The sequence below is a fragment of the Shewanella sp. 10N.286.48.B5 genome (assembly GCF_002874355.2).
GTDB lineage: Bacteria > Pseudomonadota > Gammaproteobacteria > Enterobacterales > Shewanellaceae > Shewanella.
The window spans coordinates 2,333,337-2,354,259 of the sequence record NZ_MCVG02000001.1; the positions used below are offsets into that span (position 1 = coordinate 2,333,337).

Consider the following 20,923-nt stretch of genomic DNA (forward strand, 5'->3'; position numbering starts at 1 on the left):
TTAAACACAACTGCCAGCCAAGACAATAATATGAAATTGTATTTACTCGATAACTTCGACTCATTTACCTATAACTTAGTGGATCAATTCCGCTGCTTAGGCTTTGAAGTGATGATTTATCGTAATGATGTCAGTGCTGATTATTTAGCAGAAAAGCTAATAAGCGAAAACGGTAAAGCCGCATTAGTATTATCTCCCGGCCCCGGTGCGCCTCACGAAGCAGGCTGCATGATGGAGCTTATTGCAAAAGTGGCGGGTAAAGTCCCTATGTTGGGAATTTGTCTGGGTCATCAAGCCATGGTTGAGCATTACGGCGGTAAAGTCGAACGCGCTCCTTTTGTCGTTCATGGTAAAGCCAGTCCAACCATTCATAATGGCGAAGGTGTATTTGCTAACCTGCCTTCACCTCTGCCCGTTGCCCGTTATCACAGCTTAGTCGCCACTCAAGTGCCGGCATGTTTAGAGGTCATTGCCAGTACAGATGATATGCCAATGGCAATTTTGCATCCTCAAGATAAAGTGGTGGGTTTTCAATTTCACCCAGAATCAATATTAACCACTTTAGGCAGCACCTTATTAACGCAAACGCTTACCTACCTAACTCAAACATCTGCAGATGTTGATACGTCAGCTAGTGTTGATTCACCAGTTAAAGGAGCCCTGTAATGGCTGAGCTACAACCACTTTTAGACTCGCTATACCAAGGTAATGCCCTTACTCGCGGCCAAAGTGCGCAATTATTTAGTGCTATTGTTGCTGGCGAAATGGATCCCGTCGCCATGGCGGGCATGTTAGTGGCGCTAAAAATGCGCGGCGAAACCATTGATGAAATAACAGGTGCTGCAGATGCGCTGCGTCGAGCGGCTAAACCTTTCCCACGAAGCGCATCGTCGTTAAGTCAAGGCGTAGTCGATATTGTTGGCACAGGTGGCGATGGCCATAACACCATTAATATCTCTACTACCGCGTCTTTTGTTGCTGCAGCTGCAGGAGCAAAAGTCACTAAACATGGTAATCGCGGCGTATCGAGTAAATCGGGCGCATCTGATGTGCTATCGCACTGCGGCATAGCCTTAACCATGAGCCCTGAATCTGCCAGTAAATGTGTTGATGATTTTGGTTTATGTTTCTTGTTTGCGCCCCATTACCATGCCGGTGTAAGACATGCTGTGCCTGTAAGGCAAGCCCTTAAAACTCGCACCATTTTTAATATTCTAGGCCCGCTGATTAATCCAGCAAAACCTGAAGCCATGTTACTTGGGGTGTATTCACCGAAACTAATCGCGCCGATTGTCAATGTGCTTAATGCCTTAGGCGTGAAACGTGCAATGGTGGTGTATGGCAGCGGTTTAGATGAAGTTGCGTTACATGGCGAAACCCAAGTAGCTGAGCTTAATGATGGCAAAATTCGTTTTTATAAATTAACCCCACAAGACTTAGGTGTTGAGCCTGCAGAAATTAAAGCACTAGAAGGTGGTGAGCCAAGTGACAATGCCCTTATCACCCAAGCAATTTTAAAAGGTGAAGGCCAACCTGCTCATCGTGACGCTGTCGCCATTAATGCCGGCTGTGCGCTTTATGTCAGCGGTGTGTGTGACACGGTACAGCAAGGCACAGCGTTAGCACTTGAAACCATCAACAGTGGTAAAGCTTATGAAGTATTAACCCAACTCGCTGCAGCAAGCCAACAAGAGGATGCGAAATAATGACTACCACTAACTCTGGCGCTAATACAGCGGATAAAGAATCAAACGTATTAACCAAGATTGTTGATACCAAAGTAGCGCATATTGCCTCATTAAAATTGCGCTACCCTGAAGCCAGCTTACAGCCAAAAATTTCAGACCGTAGTTTGTTTGATGCGCTTAAGGCACCCAATGCCGGTTATATTTTTGAATGTAAAAAAGCCAGCCCTTCTAAAGGCCTCATTCGCCCTGTGTTTGATGTTGAAGCCATTGCCGACATTTACGTCAAATATGCCGCCGGTATTTCAGTATTAACCGATGAGCAGTTTTTCCAAGGCGATATAGACTATATTCCGTTAGTACGCGCTCGCGTTAGCCAACCTATTTTATGCAAAGACTTCTTTGTTGACCCATACCAAATCAAGCTTGCGGCTCATCAAGGCGCCGATGCAGTGCTATTAATGTTGTCAGTACTTGATGATGAGCAATACAAGCTTTTAGCCGCTGAAGCCGCAAAATACAATTTAGATGCCTTAACTGAAGTCAGTAATCAACAAGAGTTAGACCGAGCAATTGAACTTAATGCCGCTATTATCGGTATTAATAACCGTAACTTGCGTGACTTAAGTACCGACCTTGCCATGACAGAAGCCTTAGCGCCGCAAATTCCAGCTGACCGAGTTATTATTAGTGAGTCTGGCATTTACACCAACCAACAAGTTAAGCGATTAAATCCACTGGTTGATGGCTACCTTGTTGGCAGTTCAATTATGGCCCAAGATGATATTGATTTAGCCTGTCGTCAGCTCATTTTTGGCAATAATAAGGTGTGTGGTTTAACCCGTTTTGAAGACATTAGCGTGGTAGCTCAAGCGGGCGCGGTATTTGGCGGATTAATCTTTCATTCAAAATCGCCACGTCATGTCAGCGTTGAACACGCGGCAGACCTTGTTAACCAAAGCCAGCAAGCAGGCATTGGACTTCATTTTGTCGGCGTATTTGTCAATCAAGCCAATGCTGAAATCGTTGCAACCGTCAAGGCTGTTGGTTTAAAGGTAGTGCAATTACACGGTAATGAAACCAGCGCCGACATAAGCGAGCTAAAACAATTACTCGCAAGCGCCAAGCTTGATTGCCAAATTTGGAAAGCGGTGAGCGTAGACAGCAGCACCAATACCGTTGGCGATAAAGCACAAGGCTGTGGCCGATACTTATTCGATAGTAAAAATAGTGCTGGATTTGGCGGCACCGGCGAGACATTTAACTGGCAAGGGTTACTCGATTCATCAGTTATAACAGCGACTGAACGAGATAACGCCATGCTTGCAGGTGGGCTGACACCCGAAAACATATTTGAAGCCAACCAGCAAGGCTTTTATGGCTTAGATGTTAATTCAGGGGTTGAATCTGCGCCCGGAATTAAAGATGCACACAAAATTAATTTAGCCTTTAACGCCATTAGAAAGAATTAGTGCCATTAGGCAAGACTGAATGGCAAAGCGCCTGCTAAACAACAAAATTAAACAGAATCATTAAGGAATACCCATGACAAAGCTTAAGTTAGACCCTTATTTTGGTGAATATGGCGGCATGTATGTGCCACAAATTCTAGTCCCTGCTCTTAAGCAACTAGAAACTGCCTTTGTTGATGCTCAAGAAGATCCTGAGTTTCAAAAAGAGTTTACTGATTTACTGAAAAACTATGCTGGCCGCCCAACTGCGCTGACATTAACCCGTAATTTAAGCCCTAACCCAATGGTAAAAATTTACCTAAAGCGTGAAGACTTACTCCACGGCGGCGCCCATAAAACTAACCAAGTATTAGGTCAGGCATTACTGGCAAAACGTATGGGTAAAAAAGAAATTATTGCAGAAACCGGAGCAGGCCAACATGGCGTTGCATCGGCATTAGCCTGTGCGTTATTAGGGCTTAAATGTAAAGTTTACATGGGCGCTAAAGACGTTGAGCGTCAATCACCTAACGTATTTAGAATGAAGTTAATGGGCGCAGAAGTTATCCCTGTCACCTCAGGCTCAGGTACCCTTAAAGATGCTTGTAATGAAGCCATGCGTGACTGGTCTGCAAGTTATGACAAAGCACATTACTTATTAGGCACAGCTGCTGGGCCGCATCCATTTCCGACAATTGTACGTGAATTTCAGCGCATGATTGGTGAAGAAACTAAACAGCAAATTCTTAAAAAAGAAGGCCGTTTACCAGATGCCGTGATTGCCTGTGTCGGTGGAGGTTCAAACGCCATTGGCATGTTCGCTGACTTTATTGATGAAAAAGACGTTGAGCTTATTGGCGTTGAGCCGGCAGGTAAAGGCATTGATACCCCAATGCACGGCGCGCCGTTAAAGCACGGTAAAACTGGTATTTTCTTTGGGATGAAAGCGCCGCTAATGCAAAATAGCGATGGCCAAATTGAAGAATCATACTCAGTGTCAGCAGGTCTTGATTTCCCATCTGTTGGTCCACAGCATGCTTATTTAAATTCAATTGGCCGCGCTCGATATGAGTCAGCAACCGATGATGAAGCCTTAGAGTGTTTCCAGTTATTGGCTCGCACTGAAGGGATTATCCCAGCATTAGAGTCAGCTCACGCGATCGCTTATGCCGTACGATTAGCAAAAGAGGCAACCAAAGAAACCATTTTAGTGGTTAACCTTTCGGGCCGTGGTGATAAAGATATTTTCACCGTCTCTGACATTCTAGAACAACGTGCTTCAGCTGATGCTGCGAAATAAGGAAATCAACATGTCTGTAAATAATACCAATCGTTATCAAGCTGCTTTCGCTGAATTAGCCGCTAAAAAACAAGGCGCTTTTGTGCCTTTTGTGACCTTAGGCGATCCATCGGTTGAAGTATCACTTAACATCATTAAAACCCTAGTGGATAACGGCGCTGACGCATTAGAGTTAGGCTTTCCGTTTTCAGATCCATTAGCAGATGGCCCAGTGATCCAAGGCGCAAACTTACGTGCCCTAGACTCTGGCACCACAGTGGCTGATTGCTTTGCGCTGCTCACCCAAGTGCGTGAGTTATACCCAGATATGCCTATTGGCTTATTGTTATACGCAAACCTTGTGTTTACTAATGGCATTGATGCGTTTTATAGCAAAGTGCAACAAGCCAGTGTTGATTCTGTGCTAATTGCGGACGTGCCCGTTGAAGAGTCAGCTCCCTTTAGTGAAGCTGCTAAAAAACACGGGATCTCGCCAATTTTTATCGCCCCGCCTAATGCTGATAGCGACACCTTAAAAATGGTCAGCGTTGAAGGTCAAGGCTATACCTATTTGTTATCTCGTGCTGGGGTAACAGGAACAGAGTCAAAAGCTGGCCAGCCCATTGATCAAATACTCGCTAAACTGGCTGAATATAATGCACCGCCACCATTATTAGGTTTTGGTATTGCTGAGCCAAGCCAAGTCAGTGAAGCTATTAACGCTGGCGCTGCTGGCGCAATTTCAGGTTCTGCTGTAGTGAAAATCATTGAGCGAAACCAGCACGATGAAGCGGCATTGCTACAACAGTTAGCTGAATTTACCCGTAATATGAAAGCGGCGACGCATAAGGGCTAATTGAGTAAGCTTACAAGTCAACGGACATAAGCTGACGTTAATTAAAGCAAAACATTGAAACTAAATATGCCGTAATCCAATAGGATTGCGGCATTTTTTTATATTAATGGGGCCAAACATACACAGCGCCAATACCGATCCTCAACGATCAATAAAAACTTATCAAAATTTCCCCAAGTTCAGCCGAACGACGGCGAATCAACTTCAGATCAGCTGCGGTAACTGCTACACTTTGAGCCATTATTTTCCTTTAGCAAACGGACTGCTAACACTTACTTTTAGGTTATTGCATCTAATGAAACAACTGCTTGATTTTCTGCCATTGGTTATCTTTTTTACCGTCTATAAATTTTATGATATTTATACTGCAACAGGTGCGCTAATTGCTGCCACAGCCGTGCAGCTTATCGTGACTTATTTGCTCTATAAACAAGTCGAAAAAATGCATTTAATCACCTTTGCCATGGTGACCTTTTTCGGCACCTTAACCTTAGTGTTCCATGATGACGCATTCATTAAATGGAAAGTCACCATAGTCTATGCCTTCTTCGCCATCGCATTACTTGTCAGCCAGTTAATTGGCAAGCCAATTTTAAAAAGCATGCTTGGCAAAGAAATGAAGTGTGCTGATAACATTTGGGCCAACGTCACTTGGTATTGGGTTACCTTCTTTGTTGCCTGTGGTTTGGCTAATATCTATGTTGCCTTCAGTTTGCCGCTAGAAACCTGGGTCAACTTTAAAGTCTTTGGCTTAAGTGCATTAACACTGGTCAATACTGTTATTACCGTTGTGTATCTGTATAAACATATGGAACATGATGAGTCTGAACAAGCAAAATAAACTTAAGGAAACTTACTTATGTGGTACATGATTTCGTCACAAGATGTTGAAAACAGTTTAGAAAAGCGCATGGCTGTCCGCCCTGCTCATTTAGCGCGCCTAGAAGCATTGGCTGGCGAAGGTCGTTTGCTTGTTGCAGGCCCTCATCCTGCTATTGATAACGAAAATCCTGGTGAAGCAGGCTTTACCGGTTCGTTAGTAGTTGCTGATTTTGAGTCATTAGTCGCTGCACAAGCTTGGGCAGATGAAGACCCGTATATTGCAGCGGGCGTTTATGAAAAAGTTATCGTTAAGCCATTTAAAAGAGTACTGGTTTAATGAAAATAGTCTCATTTAACATTAATGGTATTCGAGCACGTTTGCATCAGCTGCAAGCGTTAATCGACAGCCACCAGCCTGATGTTATTGGCCTGCAAGAAACCAAAGTCCACGATGAAGCATTTCCAATCGCTGACGTTGAAGCAATGGGTTATCACGTACATTATCACGGTGGTAAAGCCCATTACGGTGTGGCTATGCTGTCAAAAGCTGAACCTGTTGAAGTCATTAAAGGTTTTAGTAGCGATGCAGAAGATGCCCAACGCCGGATGATCATGGGTAAGTTTACTCAAGCTAATGGCCGTATTCTAACTGTGATAAATGGCTATTTCCCACAAGGGGAGAACATCAGCCATGAGACTAAATACCCTGCTAAACGCAAATTCTACCAAGACTTAATGCAGCATTTAGCTGACAACCACACCCCAGATGAAGATATCGCGATTATTGGTGATATTAATATTTCACCGATTGATTTAGATATTGGTATTGGTGAAGTGAACGCCAAGCGTTGGCTTAAAAGCGGTAAGTGCAGTTTTCAACCTGAAGAACGTGAATGGTTAGCGACATTAAAAGACTGGGGCTTTGTTGATAGTTTCCGTGAATTACACCCAGATCGCACTGAGCGTTATTCTTGGTTTGATTATCGCAGTAAGGGCTTTGTGGATAACCGCGGTTTACGTATTGATGTGGTGATGGTGACCAAATCTATGTTGCCAAGGCTGACTGAATCAGACGTAGATTACGATTTACGCGCTATTGAAAAACCATCAGATCACGCCCCGATTTGGAGTACTTTTTCAGACTAGTTTTCTGATGCGAATGTAAAACCTTAAGGTTGGCATTCCTATGTCTTGTCCTAAAAAGCCTAACTACACCTTGAGTATATAGTAGTTAGGCTTTTTGATAACTGCCTCGCTTTAAATGACCAAGGTGGCTTTATTGATGCCTAGATTAATCAGCATAAGTTTCAGTTGATGCACAAACTTTGTTTCGGCCAGATTTCTTAGCTTGATACATGGCATGTAAAGCTGCACAAATATGTCAAAATCGCCTTGCTGTATTAATCGCATCGACAGGCGTTGAGTGTTAAAGCTGTAATTCATTTAACCGCACCCGTTGATACTGATAGCTGATGTTTGGCTGCCCCTTGCACCAGTTTTGATTCAAAGGGTACTTGCTCTGCAAAACGAATCACTCCAGTTTTATGCTCCTCCCGATCAAAAATAACGTAGTAATTGTTGAGTAGCGGTAAGCCAATTAATGACTGATTACCCCACTGAGGTAACTTGCCAATAATTTTGAAACACGCTTTACCTTGTAAAGGACTATTAAGTTGCCAGTAATCATGGGGCTTGCAAGTTAATGTGATGGGTTCTGGTTGGTGACTATTGGTTTGAGTATGAGTTTGAGAGTGAGTATGAGAAGCTGGCGCACCGCCATGACCATCACACTCAGAATGACCCGCAAAAATAAACTCAATATCTGGCCACTGCGTTAAATCCAGTAATTCGGCATCGATCCCCACTTCTTGTGCTGCAAGGTCGGTAAAAGGCGCAATTAAGCTTAAAAAATCCTGTGGAATGCCAGTGTGTTTGTTTGGTTTGGACGCCGCTACAGTTTGAGTCAGTGTGTGTAAGTTCTGCTTTAACCCCTCGAATAACACATCGGTTAACATGATACCGCTAGTGCCGGTATCGATAATTGCATTGGTTAAGTAGTAGGCAAATTCAGGTTTAAGATCGGCGGCATTAATTTGCGCAAAGTCACCCACTTTAATCCCAACTAAGGTGATATTGTAGTGTACGTTATGTTCAACCTTTATGTGCTTGAATTGACCTTGATATAAGTGTGTTTGCTCTTTGCCACCACCAAGAATTAACCAGCCCTGATTTAAAGGATCTGCAGCAAGTGATGCTTTTGATGGCGTTGCACTTGCCACATGCACACTGGATCGCTGAGAGTAAAAAGCGAACTTGTTTGCACATAATCCTTGAGTTTCTAACTGGGTAAAATACGGCAAAATATCCTGCTCTGGCTGAGTTTTTAAAAAAGCCTTAAAGCGGGTTAAATCATTGCTACTAAAGTGCTGATGTTCATCAGTGTGGTGATGAGTATCATTTGGGCAAACCGAATCCTCTTCTGAAAATGGCCAAGGATAGGTAACTGGCGGGGAAACATTACGTTCAACTAAATAATCATGCAGGTCATAGCTTGAATTCAGTTGATAGTAAGCTAGGCCTAAAATACCATTGGCTTCGCCAAATGTTTTGCGTTGTGCCAGCGAAGACACCACTGCTACAGGACACGGATTCAAAGTAAATGAAAATGTATCATTGCCTATGGTGACATTCGTATTTATGACAGGTCCGTCCCAACCACCGATACCGTAAGTCACTTCCTGAGCAAAACTGGTGGCCGTTAAATCTGTATCATCTTCGGGGTGATAAGCGACTTGACCGACAACTAATGTGCTACTACCTGAATCAACAATTAAGTTCACTTCCGTTTGTTGACTGCCAATATGTAACTTTACTGTGTAACCGCCTTTTGCATAAATATTGATGAGAGGTAAGGCCAATGGATGTGTTGCTGTCATGTGTCGCAGTCCTGTGCTGTTGAGATTTACTTTTAAAATCGATAATTTAGCTTTAGCTTATATTAAATAAAATTACCTTACTTGTTTTAATTAACTCTTAGCCAAAACATTAGCATGGCCCCTTTTTACAAAAAGCGTCACTGTTGACCTTCTAAATCGAATATGTGCTCACTTCAATAAAGCCTGTGCTGGTCTTGCAAATTTCAGTGTTATTTATACTTTATTATTAAAAATACTTACAAAAAAACGCCCAAATTCTATCACCAATTTGGGCGTTTAAACTTGCTGGCTAAAGTTACATTTTTAACACTTTATTCAGTGGTAAATCACGATAGCGCTTACCGGTAGCAGCAAAAATCGCATTGGTTAAACTTGGCGCCACAGGCGGCACACCGGGCTCACCCACACCAGCGGGTTTTGCGCTTGATGCCACGACAATGGTTTCAATTTCAGGTGATTGCCCCATTCGTAATAACCGATAGTTATGGAAGTTTGATTGCTCCACTTTACCGTCTTTGTAGCTAATCTCGCCCATCATCGCGAGGCTTAAACCAAATATAACCGCACCTTCTGTTTGCGAGTGCGCTCTATCAGGGTTAACCACTGTACCCGCATCAATGGCGGCGATACTCTTTAAAACCTTGAGGTTATCGCCGTTAACTTCAACTAATGTCGCAACCGCCACGTAGCTGACAAAGCTACGATGTACTGCAAAACCCCAGCCTTGACCGTCTTTGACTTTAGGGTGTTTCGCCATCGCTTTTTCTACCGCATCGATAACACCAAGAAAACGACCAATATCGATGGGAAAATCATCTAAGGTTTCACCATAGTTACCGTATTTGACGATTTGGTTCTCAAGCTTTTCATAGCGTGGCGTACCGAGCAGCTCACGCCACATTGCAATGCAAGGTTTACCTGCATTGACCGCCAGTTCATCGACAAAGCTACCGATCCCAAAACCGTGTTGAATATTACACACAGAGCGCATCCAACCGATACGAGAGTGAGCCGTGGCTTTCACTGACTCTAATTGAATTTGAGGTAAATTAAACGGCATATCGGAAAAGCCCAGGTCCAATTCGCCAGCCGATGGCATATCAACGCCTTCAGCAAAGGTTGAACTAATAGACGGGAAACCACTGCGAGCCAGTAACGCCTGCGGCACTTTGTTGCTATCTAACTTAGCTTGATAATACTGAGCGCTAATTGCATGGTAATAGCCATTTTGAATTTCATCTTCACGGCTCCAGCTGACTTTTACTGGTTTATTCAGTTGCTTAGATAATATCGCCGCTTCTACACTAAAGTCGGGCTTAGATTTACGTCCAAAACCACCACCAAGTAGGGTGACATTGACTTTAACTTGCTCGTCTTTAAGCCCTAAAGTGCCGGCAACATTTTTCTGAGTGCTTTGGGGCGTTTGAGTTGACGCCCACAGCTCGCAACCTTCTTTGGTTACTGAAGCGACCGCTACAGGTGGCTCCATCATCGCATGGGTGAGATACGGCACTGTGTACACCGCTGATAAGCTATTATCTTTATTCCAATCAGTAACACTGTCACCCAATTGGCGAATAACTTGTCCAGGTTGGCCAACCCGAGTCACTAGCTGAGCTAAATCTGCATCAGAGTCATAACGGCTATTAGCTGATTCGGTCCAAGTTACTTTTAATGCTTTTCGACCTTGAATTGCGCTCCAGGTGTTACTCGCAATAACAGCTACCCCGCCAAGGGCTTGAAATAACGGCGCGCCTTTAGCAATAGGAATTTGAATAACATCTAGCACTCCTGCAACCGCCCTTGCTGCACTGTCATCAATTGAGGCAACATCGCTGCCTAAAACTGGCGGGCGAGTGATTGAGGCGTAAACCATGCCTTCAACCTTAATATCATAACCAAACACCGCTTTACCGCTGATCATGTCGTCCATATCAACAATTGCGGGAGATTTACCAATGTGGGTAAATTTTGACGCAGGCTTTAAAGTCACATTATCAAGTGCTGGCGTAGTTAATACACTTGCTGCAAGCGCTAAATCGCCAAAACTTAACGACTTTGAGGAGGACTTGTCATGGACTTTACCCGCCTTGGCATACACTTGCGATGGCGGTACTTTCCACTCATTCGCAGCAGCTTGCTCAAGCATGACTCGGGCAGTAGCACCCATTTGACGCATTCGCTGATAATGCTTACGTATACTGCGACTGCCATCGGTATTTTGACTGCCAAACTCTTCGTTAGCGAGACCTTGCACGACGACGATTTGTTCCCAGTCAGCTTCTAACTCATCTGCTAATACTTGAGGAATACCCGTTCTGATCCCTTGGCCCATTTCAGAGCGGTGACAGGTCAAATACACTTTATTGTCTTCACCAATGGCAATAAACAAGTTTAGCTGCGCTTGTTTGCCTTCTGCCATGGCCATTGGGCTCCAAGCAAGCCCAGATGCTCCAAGGGCTAAACCACCTCCTACGGCGCCAAATAACTTCAACACCCCACGGCGACTCATATTTTCTACGGCGGTAAAGGTAGTCATAATTACGCCTCCGCTTTGCTGTTAGCAGCAGTAAAAATAGCTGCCTTAATACGTGGATAGGTGCCGCAACGACAAATATTACCGGTCATCGCTTGATCAATTTGTGCTTCTGTTGGATTAGCTGTCGTGGTTAATAATGCCGCTGCAGACATTAACTGCCCTGCTTGGCAATAACCGCATTGCGGTACGTTATGTTCAACCCAAGCCGCTTTTAACTTGTCAGCTTCAAGGCCTTCAATGGTGGTAATTTGCTTACCTGCTGCTTGCTTAATACTGGTCAGGCAGCCTCTAACCGGTTTGCCATCAAGGTGAATAGTGCAAGCGCCGCATAAGCCAGCGCCGCAACCAAACTTAGTCCCAGTTAAGCCTAAGATATCGCGCAGCGCCCATAAAATGGGCATATTCGGGTCGGCATCAAGGCTAAAATTTTTGCCATTTACCTGCAACGTTTGTGTTTGTTGTGTCATAACTTACTCCTTGTTGACCAACCACTGCTTGAGATCGGTTTGAGTATCAATATCAATTGCCGCTTGCGCTAATGGCAAAACAGTCAATTGTTGCTGTTCTAAATGTCGTGTTAATATTTTTTTCGCACCACTGTCGCCTTCAAGTTGCTGTAATGCTTCAAAGTCACTGGCGAGAAAGATGGCTGGTACACCGGGGCTTTGCTGGTAATAAGCCGCAGTGGTTTTACCAAATTGGCAAAAAAGCCCATACAGGCTTAAATAATCTGAATGAGAGATGGCAACTTGATCTGCTAATGTCAGTAGTAATGCATCAACCTGTTGTGATTGGGCATAACTTGCCGCCATAGCCACTGAACTTGCCAAACCTGATTGCCAGTTTTGATTGGTTAATATCTCAATGTCATTGGCGAGTAATGGGCTAAGTAGGTCTTTATGGCCGCCAAGTACCAAAACTGGAGGCGATAGATCTAACTCGGTTGTCGCCTTACTCAATATTGCATAACTCTGTTGAATTAGGCTTTGCGCGTTATTATCAGCGCTTAACGTTGTGGCAAGTTTTGTCCCATTAAAGCGAGTACTACCCCCTGCGGCTAACATCACGGAGACCACATTAGGGGGAGTAGAAAATAAATTCATCAAAGCATGACCTTATCAAGATTACTTAACTCACCTTGCCGCTTAAGTCCGTGATGTAATACCCCGTGGCATTGAGACAAGATACTTAAGGCCACAGAACTTGGTAGCTCTCCGCCTAATGCCAGCCCTGCAGGGGCTGAGAAAAAGCCACTAAAATCATCAGTTGAAAGCTGACATTTTTGCAACACCTTATCTCTTCGATGAGTTGGCCCTAAAAGCGCGATATAAGCGAGGTTTGTTCCTTGCAATAGGCTTAATGCTGCAGCGTCCATATCCAAGTTATGATTCATAACTACGGCCGCATCAAGGTGTTGTATTTCTAACAAATCTATCTGCGTTAGTGGTTTTTTACAAATCTTAGCATCTGGAAAATCATAGCCTCTTGCATACGCAGAGCGACTATCAAATACGCTGACTTGCCAGTCAAGCTGCTGCGCCATAGCCACCAAAGGCTGTGCATCCAACCCGCCACCAAACACCCCTAAATGAAATGGGCTTCTGACTGGGATACGTAACAAGTTGAGGTTATTGTCAGAACTCACGTCAGTAACAATACCAGTAATAATGTCTGCTGCAGTTTGCTTGTAAGCTATGTCATCAGCAACGAACTTACCTACGACTTGGCCAGCATGGCTATGATGCTCAACTATCGATAATTGGTACGAGCCTTTTTTACCTAGCGTCAGCTGGTGATGTAACTCGGCTAAGCCGAGGTAATGATTATCACCTAATAGCGGCACCATCATAATGTTGACCAAACCACCACAACCTAGTTGGTAACTGGTGTCATTTTCATCAGTGGCGTCATAGGTTAATTGCTGAACTTGCTGGGTTTGTATGGACTTTTGTGCGTGACGACGTAAGTCTGCTTCCAAGCAGCCACCACTTAACATGCCTAAGGTTTTCCCCAAAGGGTCAAACAACATAATGGCGCCAGGTTTTCGGTATGAAGAACCTTCAACAGAAGTGATGACTGCTAAGGTCCAGTCTTGTTGCGGTTTTTCAGCCCAAGTGTCTAACAATGATAATAAATGATGTGCCATGAGTCCCTGCCAGCATGCTGATTGATATGAAAACACCGCTCAGCAGTAATTAATCAAAGCAGCATAAGTGCTTTAAGTGACTATAAGCTAGCAAAGCCGCTAAACAATGCAAAGCCTTATGGCACTTAACAAAGTATTAACTGTATTAATTTAAGGGCAGGAATAACTATGTTTGAACCAGCAAGTCAGGCTACTCGCTGGTTTAAGGGATGTGAAGCTGATGTAAGATAAAATGTAACGGTTTATGCCAATTGGGCTAGCAGTGTATTTTACATTACAGTAAGTGCTAGCTTGCTGCGTAAGCCACCGCAAAATATAGCCAGCAGCTGAAAAATATGCTTGAGCCTAGCCCAATAATTGATCAGCAACAAATGGATTATGCTGACGCTCTTCTTCAAAAGTCGACATAGGGCCATGACCTGGAATGAAGCTGACTTTTTCCCCTAGAGGCCATAATTTTTGAGTAATAGAATGGATAAGTTGTTGATGGTCCGATTGCGGAAAATCAGTGCGGCCAATGGAGCTTCTAAATAGCACATCACCAACCCATGCAAGGTTTGATTTATTAGAGTGAAACACCACATGTCCTGGAGTATGACCGGGACAATGCACCACCGATAAACGCTCTTCGCCAATGGTCACTTCATCGCCTTCATTTAAATATTGGCTAGGCTCAAACGAGTCAACATGCGCAAAACCAAAGTTCTGGCTTTGCTTTGCTAGCCCTTGTAGCCAAAATTGGTCAGCGATATGTGGGCCAATGATAGGAATATTAAGCTGATTAGCCAGTGTTTTCGCGCCGCCAACATGATCAATATGACCATGGGTTAATAAGATTTTTTCTAAGCTCAGACCTAACTTATTAACTTCAGTAATAATACGTTCAATGTCACCACCGGGATCGACAACGGCTGCCAGTTTGGTTTTTTCACACCAAATAACACTACAATTTTGTTGAAACGGGGTGACTGGAATGATTTGGTACTTCATTACTTCTATCCTCAAATTGAGAAAATTATCGCGACCAAGTTATTATGCGTTAAAGCTTAATAAAATGTTTGATCTATCTATAAGAATCAAAAAATAAAACCAATTAGTTGGTTTGAACACAAGCATTTTTACTGAGCTTGCATCGCTGCCCAAACAAATGAATAATTTAACATCACCACTTCATTTAATTAGCATCATATTTTCATTGTGACCAAGGACTAACCTTCATACAATACTACCTTTCTGAATCCTATTTTCACAGGCACACCATGCAAATTGACAGTATTCTTTCTGGGATCGTTTCCACAAAACACTTTTTTAGCGTTCCATTAGATTATCAGCAGCCCGAAGGTGAGCAATTATCAATTTTTGTTCGGGAAATCGTCAGTACAGAAAACCAAGATTTATCCTTACCCTATTTAGTGTATTTTCAAGGTGGACCGGGCTTTGGTGCAGTGCGCCCTGTTGAGAATAGTGGCTGGATAAAACGCGCCCTAAAAGAATATCGAGTGCTGTTGCTTGATCAGCGCGGCACCGGTCTTTCAAGCTTACTAAATAGCGCCACACTGGCGCATTTAACCGCGCAAGAACAAGCCGATTATGTGTGCCACTTTAGAGCCGATAACATTGTTCGAGATGCTGAAGTAATTAGAGCTCAATTAGCAAATAATCAGCCATGGAGTATTTTAGGCCAAAGTTTTGGCGGCTTTTGTGTTTTACGCTATTTAAGCGCAGCGCCACAAGCACTAACTGAAGCCTTTATCACAGGTGGTATTCCATCATTAACCCGTCAAGCAGATGACGTCTATCAAGCAACCTATAAACGGGTACTTGCCAAAAACGCTGATTTTTATCATCGTTTCAAAGATGCTGAGTCATTAACAGCAGAACTGGCTGACTATATTGCTGATAATGACGTTTACCTTGCCACAGGCGAAAAACTCACCGTTGAGATGCTACAGCTGCTCGGGGTTAATATAGGTATGGAGCAAGGCCCTGAAGCCCTCTATTACTTACTTGAGCAAGCCATGATCGATACTGCCCAAGGTCGCACAATAAACCCGCTATTTTTGCATCAATTTAGTCAATTTTTGGATTACAACACCAACCCAATTTTCGCGTTATTGCATGAATCGATCTATTGCCAGCAGTTTCATCAACAAGGGGCTAATTGGTCAGCCCATAGAGTCAGAGAGCAGTTCCCTAAATTCAATTATCAACAAGGGCAGCGCTTACTGTTTACTGGCGAAATGATTTATCCATGGTTCTTTGAACAATTTAATCAGTTAAAGCCTCTCAAAGAGGTGGCAGAATTAATTGCGCAAAAATCAGATTGGAGCAATTTATACGATGTGGACGTGTTACTGCAAAACACCGTCCCGGTCACTGCGGCTATTTACAGTGAAGATATGTATGTTGATATGAATTACAGCCTTGAAACTGCGCAGCTAGTGAATAACCTCAGCTATTGGCTAACATCAGAATATGAGCATAATGGCATTCGTATGGATGGTGAGCATATTTTAGATAAACTCATTTCATTGAGCCGAAAGGATAGCATTCGATAACAAATGTAATTTAATGTTCAGTTTTAAATTGATTAATATTGAAGTCGATCACACTCCACAGCACGTCGACAGATTAAATTAATTTTCAGTTAAGTAAGTTCGGCCATAATCTAACCTGTTCCGCCCTTTATGTTGTGAACTAGTGAATTTTTATGAGTAAACCCTAATTCGGTTTACTCATTTTTTTTGCCTAAAATTCCGCTATTGCCTTTAAGAACAATCGAGTGCGAGCGATGCAATACCTGTATCCCATGATTTATTCATACAAACTCTCTTTTATCGGCTTATTTACTCGAGCTGCGCTTACGGGAAGTTTTAGCCGTAGAGGTTTTGCTTGCTGCACCTTTGCGCTTATAGCCACTACTGGCGCGGCGTTTTTTATAGCCAGGCCCTTTAATGCCCTCAAGAGCTGTAGGTAATTGATTTGAAGCTTGCTCAATCAGTTGCTGTAATTGCGCTAACAATGGCTCCATAAAGGCATCATACCTAAGCTGCTTTTGACTTATGGCATCAAGGCTACTTTCCCACAGCGCAGTCATATCCGGTGTGGTGGCTGTTTCTGGTAATGAATGGATCAAGCCAACGCCAACTGGGGTGGCAATGATTGATTTACCCTGCCTTAATAAGTAACCGCGATTAAACAGTAATTCAATAATGCCTGCTCGGGTTGCCTCGGTGCCCAAGCCATCGGTGTCTTTTAGGATCTTCTTCACTTCAGGGTTAGTGACATAGCGATTGATACCCGTCATGGCGCCAAGCAAGGTCGCATCTGTAAAATGTTTTGGCGCTTGAGTGGTTTTTTCAAGCAATTCGCCACGCTCACAATGGAGTTGTTGACCTTTTTTCAGTGGCGGCAAAGTCGCTAAATTTTCATCATCACTGCCATCTGCATTATCTTTACCCTGCATTTTCGCAAATAAACATTTCCAACCTAATGACAGTTCTTGCTTAGCTTTAGTGGTGAATAAGCCACCCGCAATGGTCACTTCAACTTGGGTTTCATCATAAGTATAGGCGGGGTAAAACTGGGCTAAATACTGCCGTGCAATATGAGAATATAGCTGTGATTCTTTGGCTGATAAGTTTGCCAAATTAGTGGTTTTTTCAGTGGGAATTATCGCGTGGTGAGCATCAACTTTACTGTCATTCCAGGCTTTGGACTTTAGCTTGGCATTAGGTTTATCTGCTTTAGCGGTTAAACCGGCATCATTACTTAATACTGCGCGAATGACTTGGGGTGCAAGGCCATGTTGCTCAGCAGGTAAATAGCGACTATCTGAGCGCGGATAGGTAATTAATTTATGCCTTTCATATAGACTCTGACAGGTATCAAGTACCTCTTTAGCGCTCATGCCAAAGCGTTTGGCGGCATCTATTTGCAGGCTGGATAAACTATAAGGCAATGGGGGGGGCTGACGCTTATTTTTTGATTCAAGCTTGGTCACTTCAGCTGGCTTGTTAGTTATCCGTCCCACCACATTTTCAGCTAAGCCTTTGGCGAGCACTCGCCCCTCTTCATCCATATATGGCTGACATGCTTCACTGGGTTTCCACTTAGCCGAAAAGCCTTCTTGGTTATCGGTCAGTAAATGCGCCAATACTTCATAAAAAGCTTTGGGCTGAAAATTGGCAATGTCTTCATCTCGCCTTACCACTAACCCCAGTACCGGTGTTTGCACGCGGCCAACCGACAATACGCCCTGATAACCTACTTTTTTGCCTTGAATGGTATAAGCGCGGGTCATATTCATGCCATATAGCCAATCTGCGCGGCTGCGGGCTAAGGCTGAGGTAGATAAGGGGACAAACTCTTTATTAGTGCGCAATTGCCCTAAGGCGCGTTTTACCGCCGAAGGGTTAAGATCGCTAATAAGTAAACGCTGGGTTTGAGCAATCTTGTCGGCCTTTACACCTGCATAGGAAATGACTTCATCCACCAGCAGCTGCCCTTCTCTATCAGGATCGCCAGCATTAACTAAACTCGATGCTTGTTTGATGAGCTTTTTTAAGATGCTCAACTGTGAGCGGGTATTAGTTTTAGGTTTTAACTGCCATTTACTCGGAACTATGGGTAAATGGGCTAATTGCCATGATTTAAAAGCGGGATCATAGACATCAGGTTCTGCTTGCTCTAACAAATGCCCTATACACCAAGACACGCAATCCCCATTGGCGCTCATGATAAAACCATCACCTTTTTTATGGGGCTTTGGTAATACATCGGCAATTGCACGGCCTAGACTGGGTTTTTCAGCAATATAGAGGATCATAGATTTATTAGACTTTTAAAACACTGTATGAAATTACAGTGTAATTTAGCGAATAGCAAAAATAAGTGCAACTGTTAATGTAATGGCAGGTTTCTTAGAAAGATGGGCTGCTACTCAAAACACTAGGCCAAAGCATTAAAAACCACGTTAATAAGGCGCTAAATTTAACCAAAAAAAATTAATACAAATTTACTTTAAATTGTGATCTTAATGCAAAAACATATCGGGATATTAAGCTTTAATTCAGAATGTTCAGCTAGGAGGTTTGCATTCAAACTATTGAATATAAACAATTAAACTAGTAATACCCCTAGTTTGCGATCTAGTCAACAGTTGCCAAGCAATCTTTACATTACGCTCCAATTACCCATTAAGAGGTAAGAAAAACATTTTGGAGTATGAGATGAAATTAATGAGCAAATGTCGTGTTGCTTTACTTGTGGCTACTGCACTGGGGATGAGTGCTTGTAATGATGGTAAAGATGGAAACGATGGCCTACCTGGTGCACCTTGGGTGCCACCAGTAGTGACCACATCAGCAGTAGCAAAAGTCATGGAATGGCAATATGCCGAGGGTGTCGTGAATGTTGAATTTTCGGTGGAGAACCAAGATGGGGTTCCAGTAGAAGATTTAGATAAAGTCCAGTTAATGTCAACCATCAAAAATGAAGCAGGTTTACTTGCTGACACTGTTGATGTGACTTGGGTTGCGGGTGATGATAACGCACCGGGTACGCTAACTCACGCTGGTGAGGGTATTTATAACCTTTCTATGCCACATGAAGCTGCGACATCTGAATCAATTGGTACTGGCTATATTCGACCAGGTAATGGCGAAAATGGTATGCCACGTACTAAACGCGTGATGTTTACCAAAAACGATTATTATGCACAAGTTAGCACCACTGACGATGCTAAATGTGTCGCCTGTCACGGTGAATTTGAAGATGCTACTAGCAACGCAACTTGGGGTTGGCATCAACATCACCATGCAATCGACAATGACCAAGAAGTTATTATTGTTGAAGCATGTCTAGTTTGTCACACTCAAACTGAACAAAAAGATGGCGGCTGGGCTGAAAACACCATGGCAATGCTGGGTCATGGTTATAAATATGACGATGATGGTGTGATACAGGCTTCTGGCCATGCTTCATTAAGTACAAGTTATTCAATGGATAAATACCGTTGTTCAACTTGTCACGTTGACGATGTGGTATTTACTGCGTCACTCAATGGCTGTGCAACCTGTCATGCTGATTTACAAGATGCAGATAAAGATTTAACTGTTAATCACAGTAACTTTACTGACCTTGATTGTGCAACCTGTCACAATTCGTTCCAACATGAACATGAAAACGGTGCAAATCGTGATGAAGCATTAAACCGTTATAACTTTGAAATTATATCTGTTGTTCGTAGCGAAGATAAAGCGACCATCGAAGTAACAACTAAAGCCACTGACAGTGAAGGTAAAGTTGTTGACATTAACGCACTCACTGACGCTAGCCCTAATGGTTGGGCAACTGTGATGAGAAACGGCGAAGCGATGCTTCCTGGTCGCGATGAAGGTCATGTTGCTCGAGCAAAAACAGCGCCTATTGCTGGTGAAAACGGTGAAGTAACCTATATCATTACCCACGCATTACCCTATGTTGAAGGTGAAGTATTAGTCGGTGGTGTAGATGGTCGTATTAGCTATACTCACCGTTGGGGATACCCTGCTAATGCCCCTATCTCGGTATCGAACATCAAAGATGTCCGTCGTACTAGCTCTGATGGCATGAAGTGTCTAACTTGTCACACTGAGGGCTTGGATGGACATGGTTCTGCTCGAGGTGGTTTTGATTTAGGTGGTGATGCTTGTACTCAGTGTCACTCTGCTTATAACTGGGCTCCAGGTAAAACACAGGATGATGGAACCATAGGAGACTACGCGATGGCGTGGGGACCATTTGTTCACAACATGCACTTTGGAGCATACAAGCAAGACCGAGGTCTAAATGACATGCCAACAACCGACAGAAACATGCCGGTAGACTGTCAAGCTTGTCACACTGGTATGATTGACCTTGAAGATGTAGCACCAGCGGTTGTGTTAAACGGTATGGATGAGAGCAGTGTTTACGGTATCACGGCGATTTCTGCTAACTGTGCCACTTGTCATACAGGTGATGCTGCGAAAAATCACATGATACAACAAGGTGGTGATTTCAATGTGGCTATCACGCCAGAAGCTGATATACACACGGGTGAAAGTGGCGACTTTGCCGTATTTGACCCTGCACCTATCACTGAATCATGTTCTGTATGTCATTCCCCTGCAAGACTAGCTGAAGCTCATAATTACTAATATTTTTATATTAATAATCTGAGATTGA

Annotated in this window: 17 protein-coding genes; 10 read left to right on the top strand and 7 right to left on the bottom strand. The window is 43.4% G+C overall.

The window, feature by feature from the left end; genetic code table 11:
* Positions 1 to 30: 30 nt before the first annotated feature.
* From BCU57_RS10010 to xthA, 8 genes are all read left to right on the top strand, one after another.
* Complete coding sequence (locus tag BCU57_RS10010; RefSeq protein WP_102437589.1) at positions 31 to 666, top strand: aminodeoxychorismate/anthranilate synthase component II; 636 nt, start codon at positions 31 to 33, stop codon at positions 664 to 666.
* On the top strand, positions 666 to 1,706 hold the full coding sequence (gene trpD / locus BCU57_RS10015; RefSeq protein ID WP_102437425.1) for an anthranilate phosphoribosyltransferase: 1,041 nt from the start codon (positions 666 to 668) through the stop codon (positions 1,704 to 1,706). Before BCU57_RS10010 ends, trpD begins: the two co-directional genes overlap by 1 nt.
* Positions 1,706 to 3,157: a bifunctional indole-3-glycerol-phosphate synthase TrpC/phosphoribosylanthranilate isomerase TrpF gene (trpCF, locus tag BCU57_RS10020; RefSeq protein ID WP_102437426.1), complete on the top strand. Its 1,452-nt coding sequence runs from the start codon at positions 1,706 to 1,708 to the stop codon at positions 3,155 to 3,157. The genes trpD and trpCF overlap by 1 nt, the downstream gene beginning before the upstream one ends.
* Positions 3,158 to 3,230: 73 nt before the next feature.
* Positions 3,231 to 4,436: a tryptophan synthase subunit beta gene (gene trpB / locus BCU57_RS10025; RefSeq protein WP_102437427.1), complete on the top strand. Its 1,206-nt coding sequence runs from the start codon at positions 3,231 to 3,233 to the stop codon at positions 4,434 to 4,436.
* 10 nt (positions 4,437 to 4,446) lie between these two features.
* Positions 4,447 to 5,271, top strand: coding sequence for a tryptophan synthase subunit alpha (gene trpA / locus BCU57_RS10030; protein ID WP_413211426.1), 825 nt, complete (start codon positions 4,447 to 4,449; stop codon positions 5,269 to 5,271).
* Positions 5,272 to 5,566: 295 nt separating this feature from the next.
* On the top strand, positions 5,567 to 6,112 hold the full coding sequence (locus tag BCU57_RS10035) for a septation protein A (protein ID WP_076537104.1): 546 nt from the start codon (positions 5,567 to 5,569) through the stop codon (positions 6,110 to 6,112).
* An 18-nt stretch (positions 6,113 to 6,130) separates the two neighbouring features.
* Complete coding sequence (locus tag BCU57_RS10040) at positions 6,131 to 6,430, top strand: YciI family protein (protein ID WP_102437429.1); 300 nt, start codon at positions 6,131 to 6,133, stop codon at positions 6,428 to 6,430.
* A complete protein-coding gene (gene xthA, locus BCU57_RS10045; protein ID WP_102437430.1) occupies positions 6,430 to 7,239 on the top strand; it encodes an exodeoxyribonuclease III in 810 nt (269 codons plus the stop codon). The genes BCU57_RS10040 and xthA overlap by 1 nt, the downstream gene beginning before the upstream one ends.
* Positions 7,240 to 7,532: 293 nt before the next feature.
* Here the strand turns inward: xthA and BCU57_RS10050 are convergent, their stop codons facing one another.
* From BCU57_RS10050 to BCU57_RS10075, 6 genes are all read right to left on the bottom strand, one after another.
* Positions 7,533 to 9,029, bottom strand: coding sequence for a pepsin-like aspartic protease (locus tag BCU57_RS10050; RefSeq protein WP_102437432.1), 1,497 nt, complete (start codon positions 9,027 to 9,029; stop codon positions 7,533 to 7,535).
* Between the two features lie 295 nt (positions 9,030 to 9,324).
* Positions 9,325 to 11,568 carry a xanthine dehydrogenase family protein molybdopterin-binding subunit gene (locus tag BCU57_RS10055; protein WP_102437433.1) on the bottom strand — a complete coding sequence of 748 codons (2,244 nt, stop codon included), beginning with the start codon at positions 11,566 to 11,568 and terminating at the stop codon, positions 9,325 to 9,327.
* A gap of 2 nt (positions 11,569 to 11,570) precedes the next feature.
* Entirely contained in the window at positions 11,571 to 12,035 is a 465-nt protein-coding gene (locus BCU57_RS10060; protein WP_102437434.1) for a (2Fe-2S)-binding protein, read from the bottom strand.
* A 3-nt stretch (positions 12,036 to 12,038) separates the two neighbouring features.
* Positions 12,039 to 12,671 (bottom strand): nucleotidyltransferase family protein, encoded by a 633-nt coding sequence (locus tag BCU57_RS10065; RefSeq protein WP_102437435.1) that lies wholly within the window; start codon positions 12,669 to 12,671, stop codon positions 12,039 to 12,041.
* Complete coding sequence (locus BCU57_RS10070) at positions 12,671 to 13,714, bottom strand: XdhC family protein (protein WP_102437437.1); 1,044 nt, start codon at positions 13,712 to 13,714, stop codon at positions 12,671 to 12,673. Before BCU57_RS10070 ends, BCU57_RS10065 begins: the two co-directional genes overlap by 1 nt.
* A gap of 345 nt (positions 13,715 to 14,059) precedes the next feature.
* Positions 14,060 to 14,704, bottom strand: a complete 645-nt coding sequence (locus BCU57_RS10075; protein ID WP_102437439.1) for an MBL fold metallo-hydrolase — start codon at positions 14,702 to 14,704, stop codon at positions 14,060 to 14,062.
* Between the two features lie 269 nt (positions 14,705 to 14,973).
* Here BCU57_RS10075 and BCU57_RS10080 point away from each other — a divergent pair, with 269 nt between their 5' ends.
* Positions 14,974 to 16,272, top strand: a complete 1,299-nt coding sequence (locus tag BCU57_RS10080) for an alpha/beta fold hydrolase (protein WP_102437441.1) — start codon at positions 14,974 to 14,976, stop codon at positions 16,270 to 16,272.
* Between the two features lie 284 nt (positions 16,273 to 16,556).
* On the opposite strand, the gene BCU57_RS10085 is transcribed toward BCU57_RS10080, so the two are convergent.
* The gene (locus BCU57_RS10085) at positions 16,557 to 18,542 is read right to left on the bottom strand and encodes a DNA topoisomerase III (protein WP_102437443.1); all 1,986 of its coding nucleotides are present in this window, start codon (positions 18,540 to 18,542) and stop codon (positions 16,557 to 16,559) included.
* A gap of 403 nt (positions 18,543 to 18,945) precedes the next feature.
* Here BCU57_RS10085 and BCU57_RS10090 point away from each other — a divergent pair, with 403 nt between their 5' ends.
* Positions 18,946 to 20,895 (top strand): multiheme c-type cytochrome, encoded by a 1,950-nt coding sequence (locus tag BCU57_RS10090; RefSeq protein ID WP_102437445.1) that lies wholly within the window; start codon positions 18,946 to 18,948, stop codon positions 20,893 to 20,895.
* The last annotated feature ends 28 nt before the right edge of the window (positions 20,896 to 20,923 follow it).

What these genes read in the sequence shown, in the direction of transcription:
- BCU57_RS10035 (WP_076537104.1), top strand. Translation starts at nt 5,567, where the DNA reads ATGAAACAACTGCTTGATTTTCTGCCATTGGTTATCTTTTTTACCGTC.
- BCU57_RS10080 (WP_102437441.1), top strand. Translation starts at nt 14,974, where the DNA reads ATGCAAATTGACAGTATTCTTTCTGGGATCGTTTCCACAAAACACTTT.
- BCU57_RS10010 (WP_102437589.1), top strand. Translation starts at nt 31, where the DNA reads ATGAAATTGTATTTACTCGATAACTTCGACTCATTTACCTATAACTTA.
- BCU57_RS10090 (WP_102437445.1), top strand. Translation starts at nt 18,946, where the DNA reads ATGAAATTAATGAGCAAATGTCGTGTTGCTTTACTTGTGGCTACTGCA.
- BCU57_RS10060 (WP_102437434.1), bottom strand. Translation starts at nt 12,035, where the DNA reads ATGACACAACAAACACAAACGTTGCAGGTAAATGGCAAAAATTTTAGC.
- BCU57_RS10070 (WP_102437437.1), bottom strand. Translation starts at nt 13,714, where the DNA reads ATGGCACATCATTTATTATCATTGTTAGACACTTGGGCTGAAAAACCG.
- trpA (WP_413211426.1), top strand. Translation starts at nt 4,447, where the DNA reads ATGTCTGTAAATAATACCAATCGTTATCAAGCTGCTTTCGCTGAATTA.
- BCU57_RS10050 (WP_102437432.1), bottom strand. Translation starts at nt 9,029, where the DNA reads ATGACAGCAACACATCCATTGGCCTTACCTCTCATCAATATTTATGCA.
- BCU57_RS10040 (WP_102437429.1), top strand. Translation starts at nt 6,131, where the DNA reads ATGTGGTACATGATTTCGTCACAAGATGTTGAAAACAGTTTAGAAAAG.
- trpCF (WP_102437426.1), top strand. Translation starts at nt 1,706, where the DNA reads ATGACTACCACTAACTCTGGCGCTAATACAGCGGATAAAGAATCAAAC.
- xthA (WP_102437430.1), top strand. Translation starts at nt 6,430, where the DNA reads ATGAAAATAGTCTCATTTAACATTAATGGTATTCGAGCACGTTTGCAT.
- BCU57_RS10085 (WP_102437443.1), bottom strand. Translation starts at nt 18,542, where the DNA reads ATGATCCTCTATATTGCTGAAAAACCCAGTCTAGGCCGTGCAATTGCC.
- trpB (WP_102437427.1), top strand. Translation starts at nt 3,231, where the DNA reads ATGACAAAGCTTAAGTTAGACCCTTATTTTGGTGAATATGGCGGCATG.
- BCU57_RS10075 (WP_102437439.1), bottom strand. Translation starts at nt 14,704, where the DNA reads ATGAAGTACCAAATCATTCCAGTCACCCCGTTTCAACAAAATTGTAGT.
- BCU57_RS10065 (WP_102437435.1), bottom strand. Translation starts at nt 12,671, where the DNA reads ATGAATTTATTTTCTACTCCCCCTAATGTGGTCTCCGTGATGTTAGCC.
- BCU57_RS10055 (WP_102437433.1), bottom strand. Translation starts at nt 11,568, where the DNA reads ATGACTACCTTTACCGCCGTAGAAAATATGAGTCGCCGTGGGGTGTTG.
- trpD (WP_102437425.1), top strand. Translation starts at nt 666, where the DNA reads ATGGCTGAGCTACAACCACTTTTAGACTCGCTATACCAAGGTAATGCC.